We start from the raw sequence: 23280 nt of genomic DNA on the forward strand, positions 1-23280 counted from the left end.
GTGACATATTCAAGCCGGCGCGACATCAGGTAGTGGAGCCCCATGAGCGCGATGGCGACGACGAGGCCCACCTCCGTGGTGATGAGCGCGACCGAGATGCCGCCCGAAAGGAGCTTCGGGTCGCCGTTGCCGAAGAGCGTGATCACGTCGAACGTGCTGATCATGCCGGTGACGGTGCCGAGGAGCCCGAGGAGCGGCGCCACGGCCGCCGCGACGGCGACGAGCGAGATGCATCTGCCGAGCGGCGTGAGCATCAGCTCCTCGGCTTCGTCGAGGCTTTTCTCGAGCCCCGTGACGGACCCGGCGCCCCCTTCGAGCATCCGCGCGAGAATCCGCGCGGAGAGGCACCGCTCCGGAGCGGTGCCGAGCTTCGCCGCGGCCTCGCCGAGCCTGCCCTCGGAGACGAGCCCGAGCGCCTCGGTCATGAGCGCCGGCTCCGGGGCCCTGACACGAAGCAGCCGCGCGAGATGAATGACGCCGAGCACCAGGGCGAGCGCGCCGATCGCGAGGATCACCCAGACGATGACGCCGCCGGCGTTCAAGTGCCCGAGGAGCGTCTCGCCGCCCCGGAAATTGCGGAAGGCCGTTCCGCCCGAGACGTCCGCGGGGAGCAGCTCCGAGGTCCCGGCGAGCCATTTGCCGAGGTCTCGCTTGAGCGCCGCGGGGGGCTCGCCCGGTGCGGTCATGAGCTTCAAGCCGCCTTCGACCGGAAGAAGCCACCGGGGGCGTCCGTCGACCTCCGCGACGGCGGTGAGGCCGCCCGCGACATAGACGGTCGTCTGGACGGCGCTGCCGTCTGCCCGGAGGACTTCCCCCGCGACGGCGCGGACTTCGCCCGTCGCCTTCATTTCCTCGAAGAGGTAGTCGACGAGACCCCGCACCTCCGCGATCGACGGGAACTCGCGCGATGTTCTGAGCGTTTCGAGCTGCTCCACGGGGAGCCTTCCGAGCGCGCCCGCGGGCGAGACGGCGGCCCGCTCGGCCGCGGCGGTCGCGGCAAGCCTCACGGCGCTCTCGAGCGTCGAGCGGCTCGCGGCCTCGGCGCGGTCAAGGGCGGAGAGCTCCGCGTACCTGTCGTTGAGCTCGGACACCTCCCCGGTGAGCGCGGCGACGGACGCTTCGAGCGCGGCCTTCCTTGCGGCAAGCTCCCGGGCGCGGGATTCCTGCGCGGAGAGCGCGGCGTCCGCGTTTGCCCGGTCGGCCTCGGCCTCGGCGGTGACGGCGCGGGCGACCGCGCTCACCTGTTCGCCGGCCGCGGCGGCCCGGTCGGTTCCGGCGGCCAGCGCCTGCCCCTCGATGAATGCGCCCGGGGTGAGCGCAGCGAGCACAACGACCGCGGTGACGAGAATGCGGGTGAGTGACTGTCGTTTCATCACTTCGCCTCCTCCGCGGCCGCGGGTTTCCGCACCTCAATCAGGGGGAGCGTCACCTTGAAGCGTCCGGCGAGCGTCTCCGCGAGGGCCGTGACGAGGGGAAGCAGCTCCGGGTCGCTCTTAAAGCCCGTCTCCGGGTCCGACCTGACGCCCGCCTTGCTGCGGTCGAGCGTCAGGGCCCAGAGGCCGACGCGTCCCGTGCGGATCACGGTGAGCGTCGTCCGGCGGCCGTCGAGCGCCGCCTCCTCGGTTGTCATTTCACATTCCGCGCCGTAGGCGGCCTCGGCAGTGAGGGCCTCCGCCGTCCGGCGGAACTTCTCCCCGAGGGAGAGCGCGGGGTCGTTCACCGACTCCGTGACGAAACGGGCGCGCTCGTCCCTTTCCGTCCTGAGGAAGGGAAGCCCCTCCCTCACGGTGTCGTTGAGTCTCGCGGAGGCGTCAAAGAGGTCGTTCTCGATGAAGAGCGAGATCTCGGCCCAGCGGCGCTCAGCCTCCTCGAGCCGGGCGATCCTTTCCTTCAGGGCTTCGCGGGTGTGCATGAGCTTCCTTTCCTGAAGCTCGAGGAGCTGGATCTCGAGGGCCGTGCTGCGGTTCCCGGCGACGAGCGCCTTCTCGCGGTCGCCCGCGGAGCGCGTGAAGTCCGCGGCGGCCCGGTCAGCGGCGAGCGCCTGCGAGAGCTCCGCCTGAGGCGAGTCCGGCGCAGCCGCGGCGGAGCCGGCGGCAAGCGAGACCGCCATGGCGGCGGCAAGCACACGGCAGCTGAACTTTCCTGGTTTCATGGCTCAATCTGATTCGATGACTTCCCTGGTATCAACACTGAGCGGTCCGCTTCCGGACTGCGCATTCAGCAATTGTCGGAGATATTGGGAGCTCGGTGCGGAAAATACGTCCTTTGTGAACCCCTCCTCGACCACTCTGCCCTCGCGGAGCACGATCACGCGGTGCGCGAAGCTCCTGACGAGCGAGAGGTCGTGGGTGATGAAGATTGAGGAGAGCGCGCGCTTCCGGCGCAGATCCCGAAGCAGCTCCATCACCTGGAACTGCAGCGCCCGGTCGAGCGACGACGTCGGCTCGTCGAGAATGAGGAGCCTTGGTTCAAGGATCAGCGCGCGGGCGATGGCGACGCGCTGCCGCTCGCCCCCGGAGAGCTCGTGGGGAAAACGCCGCGTGTAGTCGGCCGGGAGCCCGACGTCGGCGAGCGCCGCGGAAACTCGGCGGTCCGTGTCCTCGTCCGAGCGGGCGAGGCCGTTCGCGGCGAGTCCCTCGGCCACGATGTCGCGCACGGAGAGACGGGGGTTCAAGGACGAGAACGGATCCTGGAAGATCGGCTGCATCAGGAACCGGACGGGGCGCAGTTCCCGGAAGCTCTTTCCGTCGATCCGCATGCCGCGGAAGGTGATCTCGCCCCGGCTCGCGATGAGGCGCAGGAGCGCCATGGCGAGCGTCGACTTCCCCGATCCCGACTCGCCGATGACGCCGAGGGTCTCGCCCTCGCCCACCGTAAGGTCGAGGGGCGCGAGCGCCGTGAGCTTCCCGGCCCGGCTGAGGAATCCCTTCCCGGCCTTCCTGTACTCCACCGTCAGGCCCCGAGCGGCGAGGAGCGGCGGGAGCGTCCCGGCGCGCAGCGCGGCGTACTTTCCCGGGGACGCGGCGGCGAGCTCGTCCTCGGCCCAGACGTCCTCGCCTGTTCTGAGGAGCAGCTGCGAATACGGGTTCTTCGGCGCGTCGGCCTCGCCTGCGGAGCAGTCAAGACGCTCGAGAATGCGGCCGCGGCGCATCACGTAAAGCACGTCCGCCGCGCGGCGCACGAGGCGGAGGTCGTGGCTGATGAGAAGCAGCGCCATGCGGTGCCGGCGCGCGAGCGTGAGGAGGAGCCTCAAAACCGACTCCTGCAGCCCCGCGTCGAGTGCGGTCGTGGGTTCGTCGGCGACAAGCACCTGCGGGCGGCAGGCGATGGCGATCGCGATCACGACGCGCTGGCGCTGGCCGCCCGAGAGCTCGTGGGGCCGGGCGCGCAGGCGCTCCGCGGCCCGGTCGAGCCCGGACTCGGCGAGAAGCGAGACGACACGGGCCTCAAGCTCCCTCGGGCGCTTCGCCAGAGAGGGTTCGTGCGCCGTGACGGCCTCGGCCACCTGCTCGCCGATGCGCTTGAGCGGATTCAGAGCGGCGAGCGGATCCTGGAAGATCATGCCCACGCGCCCGCCCCGCAGTTCCTGCAGTTCCGCCGGTGAAAGGCCGAGGACGGACTTGCCTTCGATGAGGATGTCGCCCGCCGTGACGCGGCCGCCGGGGGGAAGAAGCGAGAGAATCGCGCGGGCTGTCAAGGACTTTCCCGATCCCGACTCGCCCACGAGCGCGGCGACTTCGCCCGCGGCGACGTCGAGCGACACGTCGGAGACGACAGTCTTCGCTCCGAAGCCAACGGAAAGACTGCGGATGGAGAGGACGGGGGCGGTCATCGCGCCTCCTCCTTTCTTTCCGTCCCGTCCGCGGACTCGGCGAGGAAGACGCGCGGGTCGAACGCATCGCGCATGCCCTCGCCGATGAAGACGAGGCTCACGAGGAGCCCGGCGAGCGTGAGGAATCCGGAGAGCCCGATCCAGGGCGCGTAGAGATTGTTCTTGCCCTGGGCGATGATCTCGCCCAAGGACGGATAGTCCGCCGGCAGGCCGAAGCCGAGGAAATCAAGCGACGTCAAGGTCGCGATCGAGCCGTTGACCACAAAGGGGAGCGCGGCGATCACGGAGACGAGCGCATTGGGGAGCACGTGCACGCGCATGATGCGGGCGTCCGAGCACCCGAGCGCCCTCGCCGCGCGGACGTAGTCGAGGTTTCTCACGCGCAGCGTCTCGGCGCGCACGAGGCCCACGAGCCGCATCCAGCCGAAGAGCAGCATGATCGCGAGCAGGAGCCAGAAGTTCATCGCGAAGAGGCTCGAGAGGATGATGATGAGATAGAGCACCGGCATCCCGGACCAGATCTCCATCAGGCGCTGGGCGACCAAATCCACCCAGCCGCCGTACCAGCCTTGCACGAGGCCCGCAGCGATGCCGATCACGGAGCTCACCGCGGCAAGCGACAGCCCGAAGAGCACCGAGAGCCGGAAGCCGTAGACAAGGCGCGCGAGGATGTCCCGGCCCTGGTCGTCGGTGCCGAGCCAGTTGGAGGCCGAAGGCGGCGCGGGAAAGCGCTCGACATCCCGGGCGATCGAGCGGAAGGAGTGCCGCACGGGCGGCCAGAGCGCGAAGGCGTCCTCGCCCATGAGCTCGAGCGTGTATTCATCGCTGAAGTCCGCGGCAAGCTCGAGGTCGCCTCCGAGGTCCTTCTCGGTGACGGTCTGGAAAACGGGCGCGAACCACTCGCCGTGGGCGCGGAGCACGACGGGGCGGTCGTTGCAGAGCACCTCGGCGAAGAGGCTCACGACGAAGCAGAAGGCGAAGAGGAGGAACGCGAAGTACGCGCGCCTGTTGCCCTTGAACGTTCTCCAGCGGCGGGCGGCGACCGAGCTCATGCGCGCCCCCTTGCCGTGAAGTCGATCCTGGGATCGACGAAGTGCATGACGATGTCGCCCGCGATGTTCGCCACGAGCCCGATCAGGGTGAAGATCCAGAGCGTCGCGAACATCACCGGATAGTCGCGCTGCATCGTCGCTTCGAACCCGAGGAGCCCGAGGCCGTTCAATGAAAAGATCGTCTCGATGAGCAGCGACCCCGCGAAGAACATGCGCACGAACGTGCCCGGGAGCCCCGAGATGACGATCAGCATGGCGTTCCGGAAGACATGGCCGAGGAGCACCGTGCGCTCGCTCACGCCCTTGGCTCGGGCGAGTTCGACGTACTGTTTGCCGAGTTCATCAAGGAAGGAGTTCCTTGTCAGGAGCGTCAGTCCCGCGAACCCGCCGATCGAGAGCGAGATCACCGGCAGGCAGATGTGATGCAGGTAGTCGAGCGTCTGTCCGGCAAAACTCATCTCCTCGAAGCCCGGCGAGTGCAGGCCCCGGAGCGGGAAGATCTGCAGGTACGAGCCCCCGGCGAAGAGGACGATGAGAAGCACGGCGAAGAGGAACCCCGGAATCGCCGAGGCCACGACCACCGCGGTGCCCGTCCAGACGTCGAAGGCGGAGTTCCGCCTGACCGCCCGGGCGATGCCGAGCGGGACGGAGACCATGTAGATGAGGAGCGTGCTCCAGATGCCGAGCGTCATCGAGACGGGAAGCGCCTCCCGGATGAGCGATATCACCGGGTCGGCCTTGAAGAAGCTCTCCCCGAAGTCGAAGGTCAGGTAGTCGCCGAGCATGTCGAGGTAGCGCTCGCCCACGGGCCTGTCAAAGCCGTAGAGACGCTCGACGGCGGCGACGATCTCCGGGGGCGTCCCGCGCAGAAGCCCCTGCGAGGCGGGCTCCGCAGCCGCGGACATCGCGCCCGGGTCGCCCTGGGCGGTGCCGACGCGCTCCATCCAGACCGAGCCCGTCCCCTCGAGCGAGGCGATGAACTGCTCGACGGGCCCGCCCGGGGTCATCTGGATCACGAAGAAATTGAGCGTGAAGATGCCGAGCAGCGTGGGTATGACGAGCCCGAGGCGCTTCAGGAGGTACTGCAGCATGCCTCAGCCCTGCCCTTCCCCGGCCGCGTGCCACGAGTAGACGTCGATCACGTCGCCCTCTGGCACCCTGCCGCGGGGCGGCTCGATGCGGTCGCGCCACCAGGCGATGCGGGAGGTGCGGCTCAGCCACCCCGGCACGGCGTAGTGCCCGCAGCGGAGCAGCCGGTCGAGCACCCGGACGTGGGCGAGGAGGTCCTCCCGGGAGGCCGGCCGGGCGATCGATTCAATCAGGCGGTCCACGGCCGGGTCTCGGATGCCGGAGTAGTTCCTCGTGCCGGGCTCTCCCGCGGCCCGGGAGCCCCAGAAGTACTGCTGCTCGTTGCCCGGGTTGACGGACTGCCTCGCCGTCGCGAGCACGAGGTCGAAGTCGTAGTGGCGCAGGCGGTTCACGTACTGTGTCTGGTCAACGAGCGTGAGCTCGAGTTCGGCGCCGAGCTGCCTCAGGTCATTCGCCCAGCGCGAGAGCACGCGCTGAATGGAGGCCGACGAGAGCAGCATGGTGAGCCGGAAGGGTTCGCCCGCGGCGTTCCTGAGCACGCCTTTCCCGAGCTTCCAGTCCGCGGCCTGCATCAGCCGCAGCGCCCGGCGCAGCCTCGCGCGGGGATTCCCTGCGGCCGCGCCGAGGTCCGGGAGCTTCTCATAAATATTGACGACTTCGGGCGTGATCCCGGGGAGCCCCGAGAGGATCTCCCTCTCCCGGGGCGTCATCGGGTCGGCGGCCTCGAACCTCGTGCCGGTGAAATAGCTCATGCATCGGTCGTAGGCGCCGAAGAAGACCGTGCGGTTGACCGCCTCGAAGTCAAACATCAGCGAGAGCGCCTCGCGCACGCGTCGGTCGGCGAGCACGGGGCGGCGGGTGTTCATGAAGATGCCGGAGAACCCGAAGGCGGACTGTGTGCGCACCTCGGCGCGCGCGATGGCGCCCGAGCGGACCGCGGGGACGTCGTAGCCCATCTTCCAGTCCTTGATCGTGCGCTCGATGTAGTAGTCCATGTTCCCGGCGAAGAACGCCTCGCGCATCACGGTCCAGTCGCGGTAGTACTCGACCTCGATACGGTCGAAGTTCCAGCGGCCGGCGTTCGCGGGGAGGCCGTCGCCCCACCAGTCGCGGACGCGCTCGAGGACGAGCCTCTCCCCGAGGCGCCGGTCGGCGATCCGGTAGGGACCGGTGCCGGGCATCGGCGTCTTGAGCGGGTCTCCGAGGTTTCTTCCCTGCCACCACCTTGACGGCAGCACCGGGATCTGGGCCGTGATGAGCGGGAGCTCCCGGTTGCCGTCCGTGCGGAAGGTGAAGCGCACCGTTCGCCCGTCGAGGGCCTTCGCGCCCTCCACTTCGCGCCAGTAGCTCCTGAAGGTGGGCGAGGCGTCACGCATGAGCGCCTCGAAGCTCCACACCACGTCGGCCGCCGTCACCGGGGAGCCGTCCGAGAAGGTGACGCCCTCGCGCAGCCGCACCGTCATCGAGCGGCGGTCGGGGGCCGTGTCGAAGGTTTCGGCGATCTGGCCGCGGATGATGAACTCGTCGCCGGAGACGGATTCGCCGAGACGGTCGTAGGTGAGGCTGAGAAGCGCCGCCTTCACGCCGCGGGGCGCGAAGGGATTGAAGCTGTCGAAGGTGCCGACGGCGCCCGTGCGCAGCGTTCCGCCCCTGGGTGAAGCCGGATCGACGCGCGGCAGCGGCCCGTCGGCGCCGGGCGCCGCGTCATCCCAGATGCCGAGCACCGGGCGCGGGGCGGCGCAGGCGCGGCGCGGCAGGAGCGACCCCGCCGGGAAGACGGAGAGCGCTGCGAGCGAGGGAAAGACGGAGAGGACGGCTCTGCGGGAGGGCTGCATGAGGGAACGCTGCTGAGGATCCGGAGCCTGCGCCCGTTTCAATAGGTGCAGGTGAGTCCGAGGAAGAACTGCCGGCCCATCATATACGTCCCGGAGGCGGAGCTCGTGGTCGAGGTGTTCACGAGGTTCCGGCGGTCGAACATGTTGAGCACCTCGAAGTTGAGCGTCAGCGTCGCGTCCCCGGCCTTCAGGAAGTCCCAGTTGACGGCTAGGTCCGCGTTGAAGAGCTGCTTCGAACGGGCAGTGTAGAACCTGTAGATGCGCAGCCCGTCGCTGCCGCGCGCGTAGCCGTTCTGGTAGAGGCGGTCAGCCGCGGACTCCCAGCGCAGCCACAGCGTCGCGTTGAGGCGGTTCTCCCAGAACGAGGCCTCGTGCGTGTAGGTGACGACCCAGTCGGAGTTGTAGTTCCCCATGGGAATGTCGCTCTTCGCCGTGAGCACGTCGTCGAGATAGACCCAGTCCTGGCTGTAGCTCGAGCTGAAGTTCTCGTCGTAGCTGTCGCCCCAGGTCGCGCCGTTCGTCGTGAGGTCGCTGCGGGTGATGCCGAGCTCGGCGCGGTGGCGGCCGAATCTCCCGAGGTCGAAGGCCTTCTCGAGCGAGAGCGTGATGCTCCAGTAGTCGGTCGAGCCGGCGTTCGTCGCCGTGTAGGCGTATTCGTCCGAGCTCGTGACGGTGGTGAGCTTGAGCTGCTTTCTGTACTCGCGCTTCACGCCCTGCAGACGCACGACCGAATCGAAAACATTGGCCGAGAAGCCGAGCGTGAACTCGTCCGAGTACGGCGTCTCGAGCGACCGGGTGTCGTAATACGTGGATGTGCCGGTGGTCCTGCGGGTCTCGTGGACGTAGCCGTCCTCGTCGACCTGGCGGGTGATCGTGGTCCTCGGCGCCGACTGCTGCAGCGCGTGCGAGAGAATCGCGCCGCTGTAGTAGCGGTTGAAGCCGCCCGAGAGGTTGAAGCGCCGGTCGTTGAGGATGTCGACGTTCGCGAGGAACCTCGGCGCGACATTGACGTTGCCGGTCATGTCGTCATAGGAGACGCGCACGCCCGGGCGGAAGGTCATCCGGTCAAAGGTGACGGTGTCCTCGGCGAAGAGCGCGAGCGTGAAGTAGTCCGCCGTCCGCTGGAACGGGTCGCGGATGGTCACGCTGCGGGCGAACTGCTCGCCCTCGATGATGCCGTCCGCGTACGAGCCCGTCACGCCGCTGTAGGCAAGCGGGCTCGCGAACATGGTGAACCCCTCGAAATCGTACTTCGCCCGCTTGTAGAGCCCTTCGAAGCCGCCGCGGAAGTGATGCAGCGACCCTCCGAGGTCCACCGGGTTGAAGTCGTAGACGGACTTGAGGTTGAAGGAGTCCTGCGTGATCTCGCGGTCGCCCTGCAGTCCCTCGTGCGCGGTCTCGCCCGTGCTCCAGCCCGGCCAGTTGGTGAGTTCCGGGTTGGTGAGCCACGTGTACATCACATTGCTGGAGGCATCGATGCTCACCTCGGAGCGGTTCCAGCCGAAGTCGTTGGTCCAGGTGCCGAGGTCGGCGGTGAGCCGCGTGTTGAGCGTGAAGGCCCAGCCGCCGCCCTTCTGCTTCCATTCGCCGTCCCGCACCAGGGGTGCGTAGAGCTCGGCCTCGTAGGGCGAGTAGACGAGCGTGCCGGCGACGTAGAAGTCCTCCGTGTCCGGGGTGTTGAGGCGGAGCAGGAAGGAGTCCATCTCCCGCTTCGAGGAGTGGTTCTCGTAGTTTGTCCGCTCGCTTCCCCAGACCGGGGTCGAGGCATAGGTCTTCTGGTAGGAGACGAGTGCGCCGAGGCGCCCGTCGAAGAGCGGACCGTCGAAAGTGACGCCGCCCCAGTACTTTTTGAACGATTTCTGCAGTCCGTCCGTGGCGGTAGGCTGGTCGTTGGCCTCCTCCTCGCTCCCGGGGATCCAGTACTGATGCGCCCAGCTGTCGCGGGTGTGCCGGATCCAGGTCTTCACGTGCCAGCGGTCCGTCTGGGCGTCACGGATGCGCGAGTCGATTACGCCGCCCGCGAAGTCGCCGTACTCCGCCGGGATGTTCTCCGAGAGCACGACGACCGAGTCGAGGAGATCGGTCGAGAGCATGATGCTCTGCGCGTCGCCCACCGGGGAGGAGCTGTACTGCAGCGTCGAGTCCCAGCCCGAGGGGCTCGTCGAATTGTTGTTCGAGAGCCCGTTGATGAGGAACGAATTCTCCCAGTTGCGCCCGCCGCGGATGGAGATCTGCGCGGGGGTGATCTCGGCGCCGAGCGCGCCGCTCCTCGAGTTGTAGTCAAACTGCACGAAGGACTCGCCGCGCAGCGCGTCCGTGACGGAGGTGTTCGCGGTCGGCAGCACCCTGAGCTCGGCCTCGGTGAGGACGGTCCTGCCCGTCGACTCCTCGCCCTCGAGCACGGTCACGGGCTCGAGCCGGTGAACCTCACCGGCTCCGCCGGTCTCGTCGGCTGCGGCCGGGAAGGCGGCGGAGAGCGCGAGCGCCGTGGCAAGAGCGGCCGCGTTCAGCCTGAAATTCTTTTCCTCCGTCAGGGGTGTCTTCATGTTCGCAGAGATGGCTCAAATTTCGGGGAATCCGTTCCGGACCGCACCGGCGGGCAGTGGGCGGCACGGAAGGACTGTCAGATATTACTCAATATTGCTTCATTATCATTCTCAGCTGCGCAATTTTGTCACCCGGCGCTCTCCGTCCTCCAGGGGGCGTCTTCGCGCTTTTGATGTGTCCCCGTCTGTCCGCTGTCATCGGCGGAGTATGTCGAAAGCCATTCGCGATCCATTTTTCCGTCATGGCGGACTTTTTCACGTTTCTTTTTCAGAATGAATGACGGAGAGGCGGGAGTGCATTCCGTGAATGACTTCTTCAGGGAAATGGAATGAACGGACTTATCTGATTCCTCTGGGGCTGGCTTCGCTTCCGGTGAAATGAATGCGCGCGACGGCTGTTCCCAGGCCTCAGGCTGACGAGGCTGATCACGGGAGTCCGTCCTGACCGGCCGGCGATTTGAATGATCATGCCTGAACCGCAGGGCGGATTCTGACGGACCGTTCCGGAAGTCTTGATGCACGGCAACTGACGGTTGATTCGGTATGCAAACTGATTCCCTCTCCCGCTTTCGTCCCTATGATCTCCGGGGCAGGCTTCCTGCGGCAGAGTGCCCTGACGACGGCCTGTCCCGGGTTTCTCTGTAAACATCGGGCCGCGGGGGCCGGCATGCGCCGCCCGGCCCGGTTCATTCCCATTCCCTGAAAGGATTTTTCATTCATGCACAGGACTGCTCTTTTCTCCGCCCTTGCCTGTCTGCTTCTCTGCGGCACCGCCTCGGCTGACATGTACATCAATTCGGACGGCACGGCCGGCATGAGAATTGGTGACAGCTATATCAATTCCGACGGTTCAAGCTCAACCCGCGTCGGCGACATCTAAATTCTTGCGGACGGCTCGAGCTCGAGCCGCGCAGGCGACAGCTACATTCACTCTGATGGATCGAGCTCAAGCCGCGTCGGTGACAGTTACATCAATTCCAGCGGATCGAGTTCGACGCGAGGCGGTGATTCCTGGATCCATTCGAACGGCAGTTCCACGATGCGTCTGCCGTGATTCCGCGGATTCATTGATCCGTCATTCTCCGCAGCGCTTCCCGGAGGGGAACCTGCGTCACCGCCCGGGCGAAGGAAGCCGGCCGAGGGCGGCTTCCGGTCAAGGGGGCTGAAATGGCACGGCCCCCTCCCTTCTTTCCGCGGAACCCGGGGGCGTTGTCCGGAGACTGTTGCCTGAAGATGACGCGGAAGTCCTGCGCCGGCCTCCGTCCGTGACGAAGGCCGGGGCGCAGGTTTCAGTGCCTCAGGTGCCGGCGATTCACCCGAAAAGCTTCTCGCCGTCCTTCCAGACGCCCGTGACGGAGAGGCTTCTCAGTTTGGAGGGGGCGATCATGAAGGGATTGGCCGAGAGGGTGATGAAGTTCGCGCGGGCGCCCGGGGCGATGACGCCGAGCGTGCCCTCGAGCGGCATCACCTTCGCCGCGCGGCTCGTGTAGAGCGAAAGCGCCGTGCCCACCGGGATCGCCTCGCCCGGGTTCATCAGGCCGCCGTCGGAGTCGCGGCGCGTCACCGCGGCCTCGAGGCAGACGAAGACATCGTCCGTGTCGCTCCAGGTCGTGCAGGGCGCGTCCGAGGAGAGCGCGAAGGTGTCGATCCTGTCGGCGATGCTCTTCACGGCGTAGCAGACGGCGAAGTCCTCGGGCGTGAGCGCCGCGTGGTAGCTCCTCCACTCCGCGAAGGGGAAGATGATCTGGGTCGTGAGGGCCGGGCGGCAGGCGAGCTTCTCGATTTTGTCGAGGTGATCGGGACGCAGCATGCTCACGTGCTCGAGGCGGATGCTCGCCATCCCCTCGAGCCAGGGCTCCTCGGTCTCGAGCCACCCGAGCACCGCGTCGATCGAGGTGTCGCCCATGATGTGGATCGCGCACTGGACGCCGTTCCTGCGCGCCCAGGCCACGGCGGCGCGGAAGACCGGCTCCGTGAGGATCATCATGCCGTTCGGGAACTCGTTGGGCGTGCCCTCGGGGGGCGGCAGGTAGGGATTGCGCACCGCGGCCGTGCGGCCGGAGATCGATCCGTCGGCGAAGAGCTTCACGCCCACGTATCTCACGGCGCCCGTCTTCTCGTCGAGCGAGAAGTCCGGCATCCCGAAGGGGTCCTCGCCGCCCTTCCAGACGGCGTAGAGATTGAGTTCGACGGGCATGCCGCGCCCGGCCGCCGCGCGGTAGAGCGCGAGCGGGTCCTTCGCGGGATCCGTGCCCGGGGCGGCGCGCTCGGCCATCATGTCCGAGGTGGCGAGGATGCCGTGGTCAAGGTAGTGGCGGCCGAGCTCGAGAAGCGTCTCGACGCTCGACTCGAAGGTCTTCGGCGGCTTGGCCGCGTGCTCGACGAACTCGACCGCGCCGAGCTCGATCAGGCGCCCGTCGGGCTCGCCCGAGGCGTCGCGCCCGAAGGCGGCGCCGGCGGGGTCCGGGGTCTCGCGGGTGATTTTTGCGAGCTCGAGCGCCCTGCTGTTGACGACCGCCGAGTGGTAGTCGGAGCGGCGGATGAACACGGGCTGCGTGGTGCTCACGCGGTCGAGGTCCTCGCGGGTCGGGGAGCGCTTCTCGGCGAGAAGGCTCTCGTCATAGCCCCAGCCGTCGATCCAGCCCTCGCCCGACTGCGCCGCGGGCGAGGCCCTGAGGGCCTCGACGAGCTCGTCGATCGAATTGACCTTCGGGGGTGTGCAGGCCACCGCTCCGAGCGTCATGGCCACGCCGGTCGGGTGCGCATGCGTGTCGATGAAGGCCGGCATCACGAAGGCGCCGCGCATGTCGATGGTGCGGATCTCGGTGCCGTCCGGGGCGTGTTCGTCGGACGGAATGAACCTGCCGTCCTCGACCGTGAAGTCCGTGAGGAAAGGCCTGCCGGTGACGCCGGGGAAGGCGCAGACATTCTGGTAGTGATAGCGGATCGTCATGGTGGATGCCGCGCCCGGTCCCGTGGGCGGCGCGGAGCTCTCTGCGGTTGTTCGTGGTCTTCGGGGAAAAGGCGGCCCCGGGGACGGGGCGCCGCCGATTCACCGCATTCTAAGCGCGCGGGAGGGGGCCGATGAGAGGCCTCCCGGGCTGCAGTGACTCCTGAAGAGCTGCGTCGCGTCGGATCAGAGAAACAACCTAATCGATTGCGAGTAGAAGACCCGAGGCCGCATCAATCTTCCGAAACTAAAACCCTCCAATTAACGGGGCACATCGATTTAGGGGATGCACTTCCGCGCAGGCGCATGCAAAATACGCCTCAGGCGCAGGGCTGTACGGAGGTCCCTCTTCGGAGGGGCTAATCGGGGCCGTGCTTCTCCTGCGCCCTTTCGTTTTAGTGCAGAGCGCCGCGGATCTTCGGTTCACGGCGCTTTTCCATTGTGCACTTGATAATGTGATTTTCCGGGGCGGCATCCCGGAACGGAAGGGAACCCCTGTCGGGGCAGGCATTCCCGTGTCCTCTCGGCGCGTCAGCCGCGGCTGTGGGGATGCGTGTGGACATGATCGTGGTCATGTCCGTGGGAATGGTCATGATCGTGATCATGGGGGTGCGCGTGCCCGTGGCTCATGTCGTCAACGGGGACGATGCTCACCGCGCCGTGGCGCACGCCGGGCTCCGCGACGAGCGCGTCCGCGAACGCCCTCACCTCGGCGATGCGGCCCCTGAGGAACACGGTCTCGAGGCAGTCGTCCCCGCTCACGTGCGCGTGCATGAGCGAGATCACGAGGCCGCCGTGGGCGTGCTGGATCTCGGTGAGTCGGGTGGAGAGCTGCCGCTCATGGTGGTCGTAGACGTAGCTCGCCGAGGCGACGCAGATCGCGTCCGGGTCCGGCGAGGCGACGGCGGCGTCGGCCTTCGCGCCGCGGATGAGGTCGCGGAAGGCCTCGGAGCGGTTGCGGTAGCCGCGCTCGGCGATGAGGCGGTCGAAGTCCTCCGCGAGGTCGTCATCGATCGAGATGGTGATTCGCTGCATGGCCTGCTGGCTCCCACTGATGCAAGAACGGTCAGAAATGCCGCCCCGGGCCCGGTACGGCGCCGGGACGGGCGGTTCTCAAAGGAGAAGGATACTCAATGCGGCTCACGGCCGTGAGCGCCGCGCAGAAACTGCCCCGGGTTTTTGTCGACAAAAATGCGGTTTTCGTACGACCGCGGACGGGAAAAACCGTGCGAAGTCCGTCAACTAGGGGGCAGGGACTACCCGGCGACGGAAAGGGGCAAACATCCGTTGATTTGGCGGGTCCGGACAGGCCCCGCAGAGCACACGCGAGGGGTTGCGGGCCCTATATTCACTCTCACGGACGGCGCACCGAAGGCGCCCGGGCGGGCAGCTCCGCTCCCGGGGCCTCACACCGGCAGAGATTCTCTTTGATGAGCACGGGTGAGAGTACGAGCCGGAGGCTTCACGAACTGCCGTCCGACGTGAACCAGACAACACCAGCACGCTGCAACAAATTTTGAGGACATTGAAATGAAACTCGGAACTTTCACCCGCCGCACCGCCCTCGCCGCCGCCGCCGCCTTCATGCTCTGCGGCTCGGCCTCCGCCGCCGACACATGGCGCGTCGCCACGGAGGGCACCTTCCCGCCGTTCGAGTTCTACAACTCCCAGACGGGCGAGATCCAGGGCTTCGAGGTTGACCTCGTGCGCGCCATGGCCAAGAAGATGGGCAAGGAACTGCACCTCGAGACGATGTCCTTCGACGCGATCATCCCGGCGATCCTCTCGGGCACGATCGACACGGGCGCCGCGGGCTTCTCGGTCACCCCCGAGCGTGCCAAGCGCGTCCTCTTCTCGACGCCCTTCTACAAGTCGGGCCTCACGATCGTCGTCCCGAACGCCAACAAGGCCGGCATCAAGGACTTCAAGGATCTCGAGGGCAAGCGCATCTCGGTGCAGCTCGGCACGACCTCGATGACCTACGCCAAGGAGATCAAGGGCGCCAAGGTGACGACCTTCAACTCCGCCGGCGACGCGCTCCTCAATGTTCTCGCCGGCAACGGTGACGCGATCATCAACGACAAGCCCGTCACGGACTACATGCTCGCCCAGAACAAGAGCCTCGCCTCCCAGTGCACGCACCTGAAGCCCATCGCCACCGCCGATCTCTTCGCGATGGTCATGGCCAAGGGCAATGACAAGCTCAAGGCCGAGATCGACAAGGCCCTCAAGGACCTCAAGGCCGACGGCACCTTCAACGAGCTCCACAAGAAGTGGTTCGGCGTTGACGCCGATCCCGAGCTCCCGTGATTCCTCCCGCACGCCTCGCTTGAGTGAGGCGAAGCAGTGAAAGGCGCGGCACTCCTCCCCGGGGAATGCCGCGCTTTTGCACTTCCTGTCGCCCCGGGATCATTTGTCGACAATTCGAGGGTAAGCTGTCGGCAAAAAAGTGCTGAATTTCAGGCAATTACTTACCCTGGCCGTGCGCTTCTGATCTGACGCAAAGGGACATCTTTTAAAGATGCGCTCCGCCGGGCCGCTCGATATATTGACGCGCAATCCGCTTCCCGGCCCCGGACCGCAGGCGGACGCCGAATTCCTGTCAAACGCGTCAAAGAGAAAACACGATGAAGCTCCAGACCATCAAGCGCACCGCCGCCGCCGCGGCCGCCGCCCTTCTCCTCGCCGGCTCCGCGCTCGCCGACACCCTCACCGTCGCCACGAGCCCCACGTTCCCGCCGTTTGAGTTCGTCAACACCCAGACGGGCGCCGTCCAGGGCTTCGAGGTGGATCTCATCCGTGCGGTTGCGCAGAAGATGGGCCGCGATCTGAAGATCGAGACCATCGGCTTCGACGCGATCATCCCGGCCGTGCTCTCCGGCACCGTCGACGTGGGCGCCTCGGGCTTCTCCGTCACCCCGGAGCGCGGCAAGCGCGTTCTCTTCTCCACGCCCTTCTACAAGTCGGGCCTGACGATCATCGTCGCGAAGGACAATCCAGCCAAGATCGCTGACTTCAAGGACCTCGAGGGCAAGCGCATCTCGGTGCAGCTCGGCACGACGAGCCAGACCTTCGCCAAGAAGATCCCCGGCGCCAAGGTCACCACCTTCTCGGGCGCCAACGAGGCCGTCCTCAACATGATCGCCGGCAACGCCGACGCGGTGATCAACGACAAGCCCGTCACGGACTACATGCTCACGCAGTCGAAGAACATCGCCGAGCAGACGACGCACCTGAAGCCCATCGCCACCGCCGACCTCTTCGCGATGGTGATCGGCAAGCGCAACAAGGAGCTCAAGGCCGAGATCGACAAGGCGCTGAAGGACCTCAAGGCCGACGGCACCTTCAACGAACTCCACAAGAAGTGGTTCGGCGTCGACGCCGACCCGGAGCTGCCGTAATTCCGCGCCTCCTCACCGCCCTTCCCCGGAAGGGCGGGTGACAAAAAAATCCCGCGCCTCCCTTTCTCTACTTCAGGGGGCGCGGGATTTTCTTTTGCTTTCTTCCCTCGCCTCCCGGCCCTGGGTTGCCGGGCGGCAGAGGGAAAAAAACGGTTGTCAGACCGTCGGCGCCTTGGCCGGCTGAGCGGGCGCGGCGGCCGGTTTCTGAGCGGGCTTCGCCTCAGCCTTCGCCGCCGGAGCGGGCTTCGCGGCTGATGCCGGCTTGCGGGCGGGCCTGGGAGCCGCCTTCGGCGTCGCGGCCTTCACCTCCGCCTTCGGCGCGGCTTTAGGCTCGGTCCTGGGCGGCAGGTCCACGGGCCGCTGATCGACCTTCTCCTTCCTCGCCTTTTTGGCCTTCGCCGGTTTCTTCTTCTCCGGCTGCTGAGCCTCGGCGGCGGTCTTCACCCCGGGAACGGACTCGTCGTTCACGGCGATGCCGGCGGCGCGCCTGAAGGCGCCGACCGCCACCTCGACCGTGCGGTCGTTCTGGAAGATGACGCGGCTGCCCTGGCTCGCGGCATAGAGCATCACGAAGCTCGCCGTCGCGACGAGCGCCCTTCTCACGTCTTCGGTCCAGGGGACGCCGAGCTCCTCGGCGACGCGCTGGGCTACGAACTCCTGCGTGTTGCGGAAGCGCGGCGCGAGGATCTCGAACTCCCTCGGATAGGCGGGGAGCACGTTGAGCGAGTCGGCGTGGCGCGCGATGTGGCTCACGTAGACGAAGGCGAGCTTGCGGATCGTGTCCTCGTGGTCCGAGCCCCTCACCTTGTCGATGCGGGCGCGGAAATTCTCCGCGGCGGCATCAAGCAGCGTGCGGATGATCTCCTCGACCGACTCGAACTCGGCCTTCACCTCGGCCTTGGGGACGCCGAGCTCGCGCGCGATGTCCTTGAAAGTGATATCGAATGACTGGGTGCGGTCGCAGACGGTGTAGGCCGCCTCGAGAATCTGCCCTCTCAGGTTCTTCTTCCTTGACTTCCTGTTCTTTGCCATGTTGAGCTCTCCTCTGTTTGTCGGAAGATGTCAGGCTTCCTGTGCAGATAATTGTATCGCTGCACAATACTAAGAAACAAGCAAGTAATGAGAAATATTGTCGGTTCCGATTGAATCCGTTGCCAGGACGCTATATCTGCAGCGGCAGGATCCGGGGCATCCGACCGCGGCACCGGGGGCCGGGGACGGCGTACGGGCCGTCGCGGAAAAACGGTCTCTTGCGACAGCGCTCCGCCTCTGTCTTTCAGGTGAGTTCTTCAGGTCTCTCCGGACCGGCTCGATTTGCTCGGAATGGCGGGAATGACTTGTATGAGGGTTAACCCGAAAATATCGGGGAAAACCCTCTCACGTTTTCCCGGGGCGTCCGTAAATTCACGTCAAGTGCCGCGCGGAGTTCAAACGTCGGTCACGGAAAGTTGTTTTTTCCCCGAATCGCCTCTGCCGCAGGGAATCCGGGGAATTTGAATACGAATTCATAATTCCTCATCTCCCTAGAGCGACAGGGGATCCCGGGTAGTTCGTTAAAAAAATCACGGGTTTTCCCTTAGATGCTGATTTTTGGCAGAGAAGTAAGATGAGGGCAGTTTCCGTTCCTGCGGCCCGTCCGGCCGTTTTTTCGCATGCGGAGACCTCTCTGAAGGACGCTCGCCTCGGAGGCATCCAGGAGTCAGTCTTAAATTTCAGAGCGGTTTTCTCATGCGGAATGACTAGTTCCTGCGGAGTAATTCGCGGGGAATTCCGGACGTCCGTGAACGGGGATCACCCGATAAAAAGGGATCACTCAGACAGAATGGAATTGTTTCTGCCTGGGATGAGCCCGGCGGCACTGATGACTCCTCGGTGCTCCTCAGAAACTCAACAGAGAAACAACAAATGCCTCGTTATATGTGGTTCCTGATCGCAACTGCGTTGCTGATCATCGGCTATGTCGTCTACGGCAAGATTGTCGAGAAAGTGTTCGGCATCCGCCCGGAGCGCGCCACCCCGGCCCATACCCACGCTGACGGCGTGGACTATGTGACGATGCCGCAGTGGAAGCTGTGGCTCATCCAGCTCTTGAACATCGCGGGCGTCGGCCCGGTCTTCGGCCCGATCATGGGCGCGCTCTACGGCCCGACGGCCCTCATCTGGATCGTCGCCGGCACCATCTTCGCCGGTGCCGTGCATGACTACTTCTCCGGCATGATGAGCCTGCGCTACGGCGGCGCCAACGTGCCCGAGATCGTCGGTCTCAACCTCGGCAACACCGCCAAGTGGATCATGCGCGTCTTCGCGGTGCTGCTGCTCCTCCTCGTGGGCGTCGTCTTCGCGACCGCCCCGGCCGGCCTGCTCGCCAAGCTCACGCCTGAGTCCCTCGACTTCAAGTTCTGGCTCTGCGTGGTCTTCGCCTACTACTTCGTCGCGACGCTCGTTCCGATCGACAAGCTCATCGGCCGCATCTACCCGGTCTTCGGCGCCCTGCTCCTCATCATGGCCGCCGGCATCACGATCATGCTCTTCGTCACCATGCCCGAGCAGTTCTACAGCTGGGCCGAGTGGGGCGTGAACCAGCACCCGAAGGATCTCCCGCTCTGGCCGCTGATGTTCATCACGATCGCCTGCGGTGCGCTCTCCGGCTTCCACGCCACGCAGTCGCCGCTGATGGCCCGCTGCGTTGACAACGAGAAGGAAGGCCGCTTCGTGTTCTACGGCGCCATGGTCTGCGAAGGCTTCATCGGCCTCGTGTGGGCCACCGTCGGCATGACCTTCTACCCGGACGCCCAGGCGCTCCTCGCCTCGATCAACGCCGGCACGGCCTCCAACGTCGTCTACGAGACCTCGTTCGCCCTCATGGGCGGCTTCGGCGGCATCCTCGCCATCCTCGGCGTCGTCGTGCTCCCGATCACGTCCGGTGACACGGCCTTCCGCGCCGCCCGCCTGACCATCGCCGACATCCTCAAGATGCCGCAGGTCCAGCCCGCCAAGCGTCTCCTGATCGCCGTCCCGCTCTTCGCGATCGGCATCGTCCTCTCGCAGATCGACTTCAACGTGATCTGGCGCTACTTCGGCTGGTCGAACCAGACGCTGGCCGGCATCATGTTCTGGGCGGCCGCAGCCTATCTGCTCCGCCGCGGCAAGTGCCACTGGATCTGCTCGCTGCCGGCGACCTTCATCACCGCCGCGTCGGTTACCTACATCTGCTACGAGAAGTCGATGGGCTTCGGCCTTGACATCGGCGTCTCCGAGATCATCGGCGTCGTCGTCGCCGTGGTCTGCCTCGGCTGCCTCCTTGCCTTCGGCAAGAAGCCGATCGAGGGTGATGATCTGAACCTCTGATCTGTAAAGAAACAGATCCCGGATCACCCCGGAGTCAGTTAAAGGGGTGAGACGGAACCGTTCGGAAGCGGGCGGCCGCAGGAGAAAAAGATTCCTGCGGCCGCCCGCTTTTTGTCTGCCCGCTACCCGGGAAACTTTCCGGAAAACACTTCCGCGGCAGCGGGTCCGGCCATGAGAGACACGGCAAACACCCTAGGCCGCGGCCTTGTCTCGGCCGCCCCGTCGCGGCAAAATATTCGAATTGACTTCAAACACAGGACCGCGCCCCGTTCACCCGGGCGAGCCGGTCCGATTCTTCACCCCAAGGAGACCACCTCCCGATGTCCAGCCGCATCCGTCTTTCCGCCGCTGCCGCCGCCCTTTCCCTCGTCTTCGCCGCCGGCGGCGTCTCCGCCGCCGATCTCACCTGGGCGAGCGCGGGTGACATTCTCACCTTCGACATCCACTCGCAGAACGAGAACCTCAACATCACCGCCATCTCCGCGGTCTACGAGGGCCTCATCCGCCGCGGCCAGGACCGCTCGCTCGAGCCCGCGCTCGCGACCGGCTGGAAGCGCGTTCCCGAGGGCTTCCTCTTCACGATCCGCGAGGGCGTGAAGTTCCACGAGGGCGAGACTCTCACGGCCGACGACGTCGTCTTCTCGATCAACCGCGCGCTCAATCCCCGCAGCCAGTTCAAGAGCTCCTGCGAGGGCATCGTGAAGGCCGAGAAGGCGGGCCCGAACGAGGTGCTCGTCCGCACGACGAACGGCTCCCCGGTGATTCTCAACCAGATCGTCGACCTCAAGATCATGAACGAGGCCTGGGCCAAGGCCCACGGCGCGCTCGAGCCCCAGGACTACATCGCCAAGGAGGAGTCCTACGCCGCCCGCCACGCCAACGGCACCGGCCCCTTCAAGCTCGAGAGCCGCCAGGAGGACGTGAAGACCGTCTTCGTCGCGAACCACGACTGGTGGGACGAGGCCAACCGCCCGGGCAACGTCGAGACGGCCACCTTCCGCCCGATCGCCTCCGCGTCGACCCGCACGGCCGCCCTGCTCTCGGGCGAGGTTGACTTCCTCATCGATCCGGCGCCGCAGGATCTGCAGCGTCTGCGCAAAGCCGACGGCATCAAGGTGACCGAGGGCCCGGAGAACCGCGCCCTTCTCGTCTCGCTCGACCAGCACCGCGACGCCTCGCCCTACATCCGCGACACCGCGGGCAAGCCCCTCGCGCAGAACCCCTTCAAGGACGTGCGCGTCCGCGAGGCCCTCTTCATCTCGATCAACCGCGACGGCATCAAGCGCGGCGTGATGCGCGGCCTCTCGAACCCGAGCGGCACGGTGGTCACCCAGATCATCAACGGCTGGACGAAGGAAGTCGGCGAGCCCCCCGCCTATGACGTCAGCCGCGCGAAGAAGCTCCTCGCCGAGGCGGGCTACCCGCAGGGCTTCGGCTTCACGCTCGACTGCCCGAACAACCGCTGGCAGAACGACGAGGCGACGTGCAAGGCGCTCGCGAGCCAGTGGGCCCGCATCGGCCTCAAGGTCGAGGTGAACACGATGCCGCGCGCCAAGTACTTCCCGAAGGTGCTCTCGTTCGACACCTCCGCGGGCCTCGTCGGCTGGGGCTGCCCGACCTTCGACGCCCTCTACTCGCTGCAGTCGCTCTCGGCCACCTTCAACAAGGCGACCGGCGACGGCATCTCGAACATCGGCCGCGTCTCCGTGCCGGCGATGGACGAGGCGCTCAACAAGGTCCGCGCCGAGGAGGATCCCGTGAAGCGCACGGCGCTCCTCACCGAGGCGCTGCGCGTCGAGCGCGAGAACGTCATGCACATCCCCGTGCACGAACTGATGATCACCTGGGCGATGAAGAAGAACGTCGACGTGGTCCACCGTCCGGACAACCGCCTGACGATGGAATGGGTCAACGTCAAGTAAACCCGGGGACCTTCCTCTGAGAACATGCGCCGGCGTTCCTCCTTGAGCGCCGGCGCAGTTTTTTCCCGGTCCGCCGTCCCGGTCCGCGCCCGGGCCTGTTGTACTGTGACCGGGAATGCATTGATCCGGAACGATGACGGCGCCACTGGAATAGGCTTCTCCCGTGCGCGCTATCGCCTTTTGGCATCGGCAAAAGTACAATAAGAGACTGCGGCACATCTGATGTGCCACTTCCCGCAGCCTTCCCAATCTCAAAAGTTCAGATGCCTACTGCTGAAAAGCTCAGTCCCGCCGCCCGGAAGCAAAACCGTCGTTCCGAGGCCACCCGGAGGCGGATCTACGAGGCGGCTGCGAATGAGTTTGCCGAGCACGGCATCGCCGGGGCGCGCGTCGACCGCATCGCCACGGCCGCGAAGGCCAACAAGAGCCTCATCTACGAGTACTTCGGCAGCAAGGACGAGCTCTTCGAGATGGTGATCCGGGAGGCCGTGGCGGAGTTCTACGAGACGGTCGGCGTGACCGGACTCACGATCGCCGAGTACGCGGGCAAGATCTTCGACTTCGCGATGGAGCGCCCCCGGCTCATGCGCCTCGTCATGTGGCGGGGTTTCGCGGGCAAGCGCGACTTTCCTCTTCCCGAGGGCGAGAGTCTCGCCAGGCAGCTCGAACGCATCGAGAAGGCGCAGGCCGGGGGGTGCATCACAAAGCAGTGGTCCGCGGACGTGATCTACACGATGCTTCTCACGATCGCCACCTCCTGGACCGCGACGAACGCCTTCGGTCCGGCGATCAGCCAGGACGTGGACGGGCGGCGCGAGGAACTGCGCCGCTCCGTCTGCGAGACGGTCGAGAAGCTCTTCGTCCTGCCGGCCGCCTGACGTTTGTCCTACCTGCCGCAGCAGCCGGTGCAGGCACCGGAGCAGCAGCACCCCTCTCCCCCGCCCGCGGGCTCCGCACCCGGCGGCAGCGACTCGATGTCGGTCGCCTCGAGCTTCATGATCACGGGTCTCAGCCCGTCGTTGCAGGAGACGATGGCGACGCCGGGCTTCCTGATCCAGTCGCCGTAGTAGAAGAGCCCGCCCGACGCGCCGTGGGCGAGCGCAAAGACGTACTGATAGACTGCCTTCCAGGCCTCGTCGCACATGCCCTCGGGCTTCGCGTAGTCGGCGAGGAACTCCTGGCCCTTTCGCATGAGCGGACAGGGTCCGAGGCGCTCGATGCCGTACTCGGCGGCGAGTTCCGCATCAAAGCCTAAAAGCCGCGGAATCTACACCCAATCAGTTTTCTCGTCCAGGAGCTGAAGGA

17 protein-coding genes are annotated in these 23280 nt (G+C 66.0%); 6 read left to right on the forward strand and 11 right to left on the reverse strand.

Translation table 11 applies throughout. From position 1 onward, the window contains the following. From Q4F91_RS07230 to Q4F91_RS07260, 7 genes are all read right to left on the reverse strand, one after another. On the reverse strand, nucleotides 1-1373 hold a 1373-nt coding region (locus tag Q4F91_RS07230; protein ID WP_303336218.1), incomplete at its 3' end, for a MotA/TolQ/ExbB proton channel family protein. Next, nucleotides 1373-2152 carry a DUF3450 family protein gene (locus Q4F91_RS07235; protein WP_303336220.1) on the reverse strand — a complete coding sequence of 260 codons (780 nt, stop codon included), beginning with the start codon at nucleotides 2150-2152 and terminating at the stop codon, nucleotides 1373-1375. The genes Q4F91_RS07230 and Q4F91_RS07235, both read right to left, overlap by 1 nt. A gap of 3 nt (nucleotides 2153-2155) precedes the next feature. Continuing rightward, nucleotides 2156-3832, reverse strand: a complete 1677-nt coding sequence (nikE, locus tag Q4F91_RS07240) for a nickel ABC transporter ATP-binding protein NikE (protein WP_303336223.1) — start codon at nucleotides 3830-3832, stop codon at nucleotides 2156-2158. Beyond that, nucleotides 3829-4884: an ABC transporter permease gene (locus tag Q4F91_RS07245; protein WP_303336225.1), complete on the reverse strand. Its 1056-nt coding sequence runs from the start codon at nucleotides 4882-4884 to the stop codon at nucleotides 3829-3831. Before Q4F91_RS07245 ends, nikE begins: the two co-directional genes overlap by 4 nt. After that, on the reverse strand, nucleotides 4881-5975 hold the full coding sequence (locus tag Q4F91_RS07250) for a microcin C ABC transporter permease YejB (RefSeq protein ID WP_303336227.1): 1095 nt from the start codon (nucleotides 5973-5975) through the stop codon (nucleotides 4881-4883). The genes Q4F91_RS07245 and Q4F91_RS07250 overlap by 4 nt, the downstream gene beginning before the upstream one ends. Before the next feature lie 3 nt (nucleotides 5976-5978). Continuing rightward, a complete protein-coding gene (locus tag Q4F91_RS07255; RefSeq protein ID WP_303336229.1) occupies nucleotides 5979-7808 on the reverse strand; it encodes an extracellular solute-binding protein in 1830 nt (609 codons plus the stop codon). A 38-nt stretch (nucleotides 7809-7846) separates the two neighbouring features. Further along, on the reverse strand, nucleotides 7847-10354 hold the full coding sequence (locus Q4F91_RS07260; protein ID WP_303336230.1) for a TonB-dependent receptor plug domain-containing protein: 2508 nt from the start codon (nucleotides 10352-10354) through the stop codon (nucleotides 7847-7849). Nucleotides 10355-11072: 718 nt separating this feature from the next. On the opposite strand from Q4F91_RS07260, the gene Q4F91_RS07265 reads away from it, so the two are divergent. Further along, nucleotides 11073-11234, forward strand: coding sequence for a hypothetical protein (locus Q4F91_RS07265; protein ID WP_303336232.1), 162 nt, complete (start codon nucleotides 11073-11075; stop codon nucleotides 11232-11234). Nucleotides 11235-11666: 432 nt separating this feature from the next. Here the strand turns inward: Q4F91_RS07265 and Q4F91_RS07270 are convergent, their stop codons facing one another. Beyond that, a complete protein-coding gene (locus tag Q4F91_RS07270) occupies nucleotides 11667-13307 on the reverse strand; it encodes an amidohydrolase (RefSeq protein ID WP_303336235.1) in 1641 nt (546 codons plus the stop codon). Nucleotides 13308-13835: 528 nt separating this feature from the next. After that, the gene (gene nikR, locus Q4F91_RS07275; RefSeq protein WP_303336237.1) at nucleotides 13836-14339 is read right to left on the reverse strand and encodes a nickel-responsive transcriptional regulator NikR; all 504 of its coding nucleotides are present in this window, start codon (nucleotides 14337-14339) and stop codon (nucleotides 13836-13838) included. 495 nt (nucleotides 14340-14834) lie between these two features. Between nikR and Q4F91_RS07280 the strand changes: the two genes are divergently transcribed. Beyond that, nucleotides 14835-15614, forward strand: a complete 780-nt coding sequence (locus tag Q4F91_RS07280) for a basic amino acid ABC transporter substrate-binding protein (protein ID WP_303336238.1) — start codon at nucleotides 14835-14837, stop codon at nucleotides 15612-15614. Nucleotides 15615-15931: 317 nt separating this feature from the next. Beyond that, on the forward strand, nucleotides 15932-16705 hold the full coding sequence (locus Q4F91_RS07285; protein WP_303336240.1) for a basic amino acid ABC transporter substrate-binding protein: 774 nt from the start codon (nucleotides 15932-15934) through the stop codon (nucleotides 16703-16705). Nucleotides 16706-16861: 156 nt separating this feature from the next. Here Q4F91_RS07285 and Q4F91_RS07290 read toward each other — a convergent pair whose 3' ends face one another. Beyond that, entirely contained in the window at nucleotides 16862-17737 is an 876-nt protein-coding gene (locus Q4F91_RS07290) for a TetR/AcrR family transcriptional regulator (protein ID WP_303336242.1), read from the reverse strand. An 873-nt stretch (nucleotides 17738-18610) separates the two neighbouring features. Between Q4F91_RS07290 and Q4F91_RS07295 the strand changes: the two genes are divergently transcribed. The 3 genes from Q4F91_RS07295 (at nucleotide 18611) to Q4F91_RS07305 (ending at nucleotide 22853) form a co-directional block, all read left to right on the forward strand. Beyond that, on the forward strand, nucleotides 18611-20053 hold the full coding sequence (locus Q4F91_RS07295; protein WP_303336244.1) for a carbon starvation protein A: 1443 nt from the start codon (nucleotides 18611-18613) through the stop codon (nucleotides 20051-20053). A gap of 320 nt (nucleotides 20054-20373) precedes the next feature. Next, complete coding sequence (locus tag Q4F91_RS07300) at nucleotides 20374-21975, forward strand: ABC transporter substrate-binding protein (protein WP_303336246.1); 1602 nt, start codon at nucleotides 20374-20376, stop codon at nucleotides 21973-21975. 263 nt (nucleotides 21976-22238) lie between these two features. Continuing rightward, nucleotides 22239-22853: a TetR/AcrR family transcriptional regulator gene (locus tag Q4F91_RS07305; RefSeq protein ID WP_303336248.1), complete on the forward strand. Its 615-nt coding sequence runs from the start codon at nucleotides 22239-22241 to the stop codon at nucleotides 22851-22853. Between the two features lie 8 nt (nucleotides 22854-22861). Here the strand turns inward: Q4F91_RS07305 and Q4F91_RS07310 are convergent, their stop codons facing one another. Continuing rightward, nucleotides 22862-23242 carry a TIGR04076 family protein gene (locus Q4F91_RS07310; RefSeq protein ID WP_368660981.1) on the reverse strand — a complete coding sequence of 127 codons (381 nt, stop codon included), beginning with the start codon at nucleotides 23240-23242 and terminating at the stop codon, nucleotides 22862-22864. Between the last annotated feature and the right edge of the window lie 38 nt (nucleotides 23243-23280).

Source organism: Sutterella sp., from assembly GCF_030539355.1.
Classification (GTDB): domain Bacteria; phylum Pseudomonadota; class Gammaproteobacteria; order Burkholderiales; family Burkholderiaceae_F; genus Sutterella.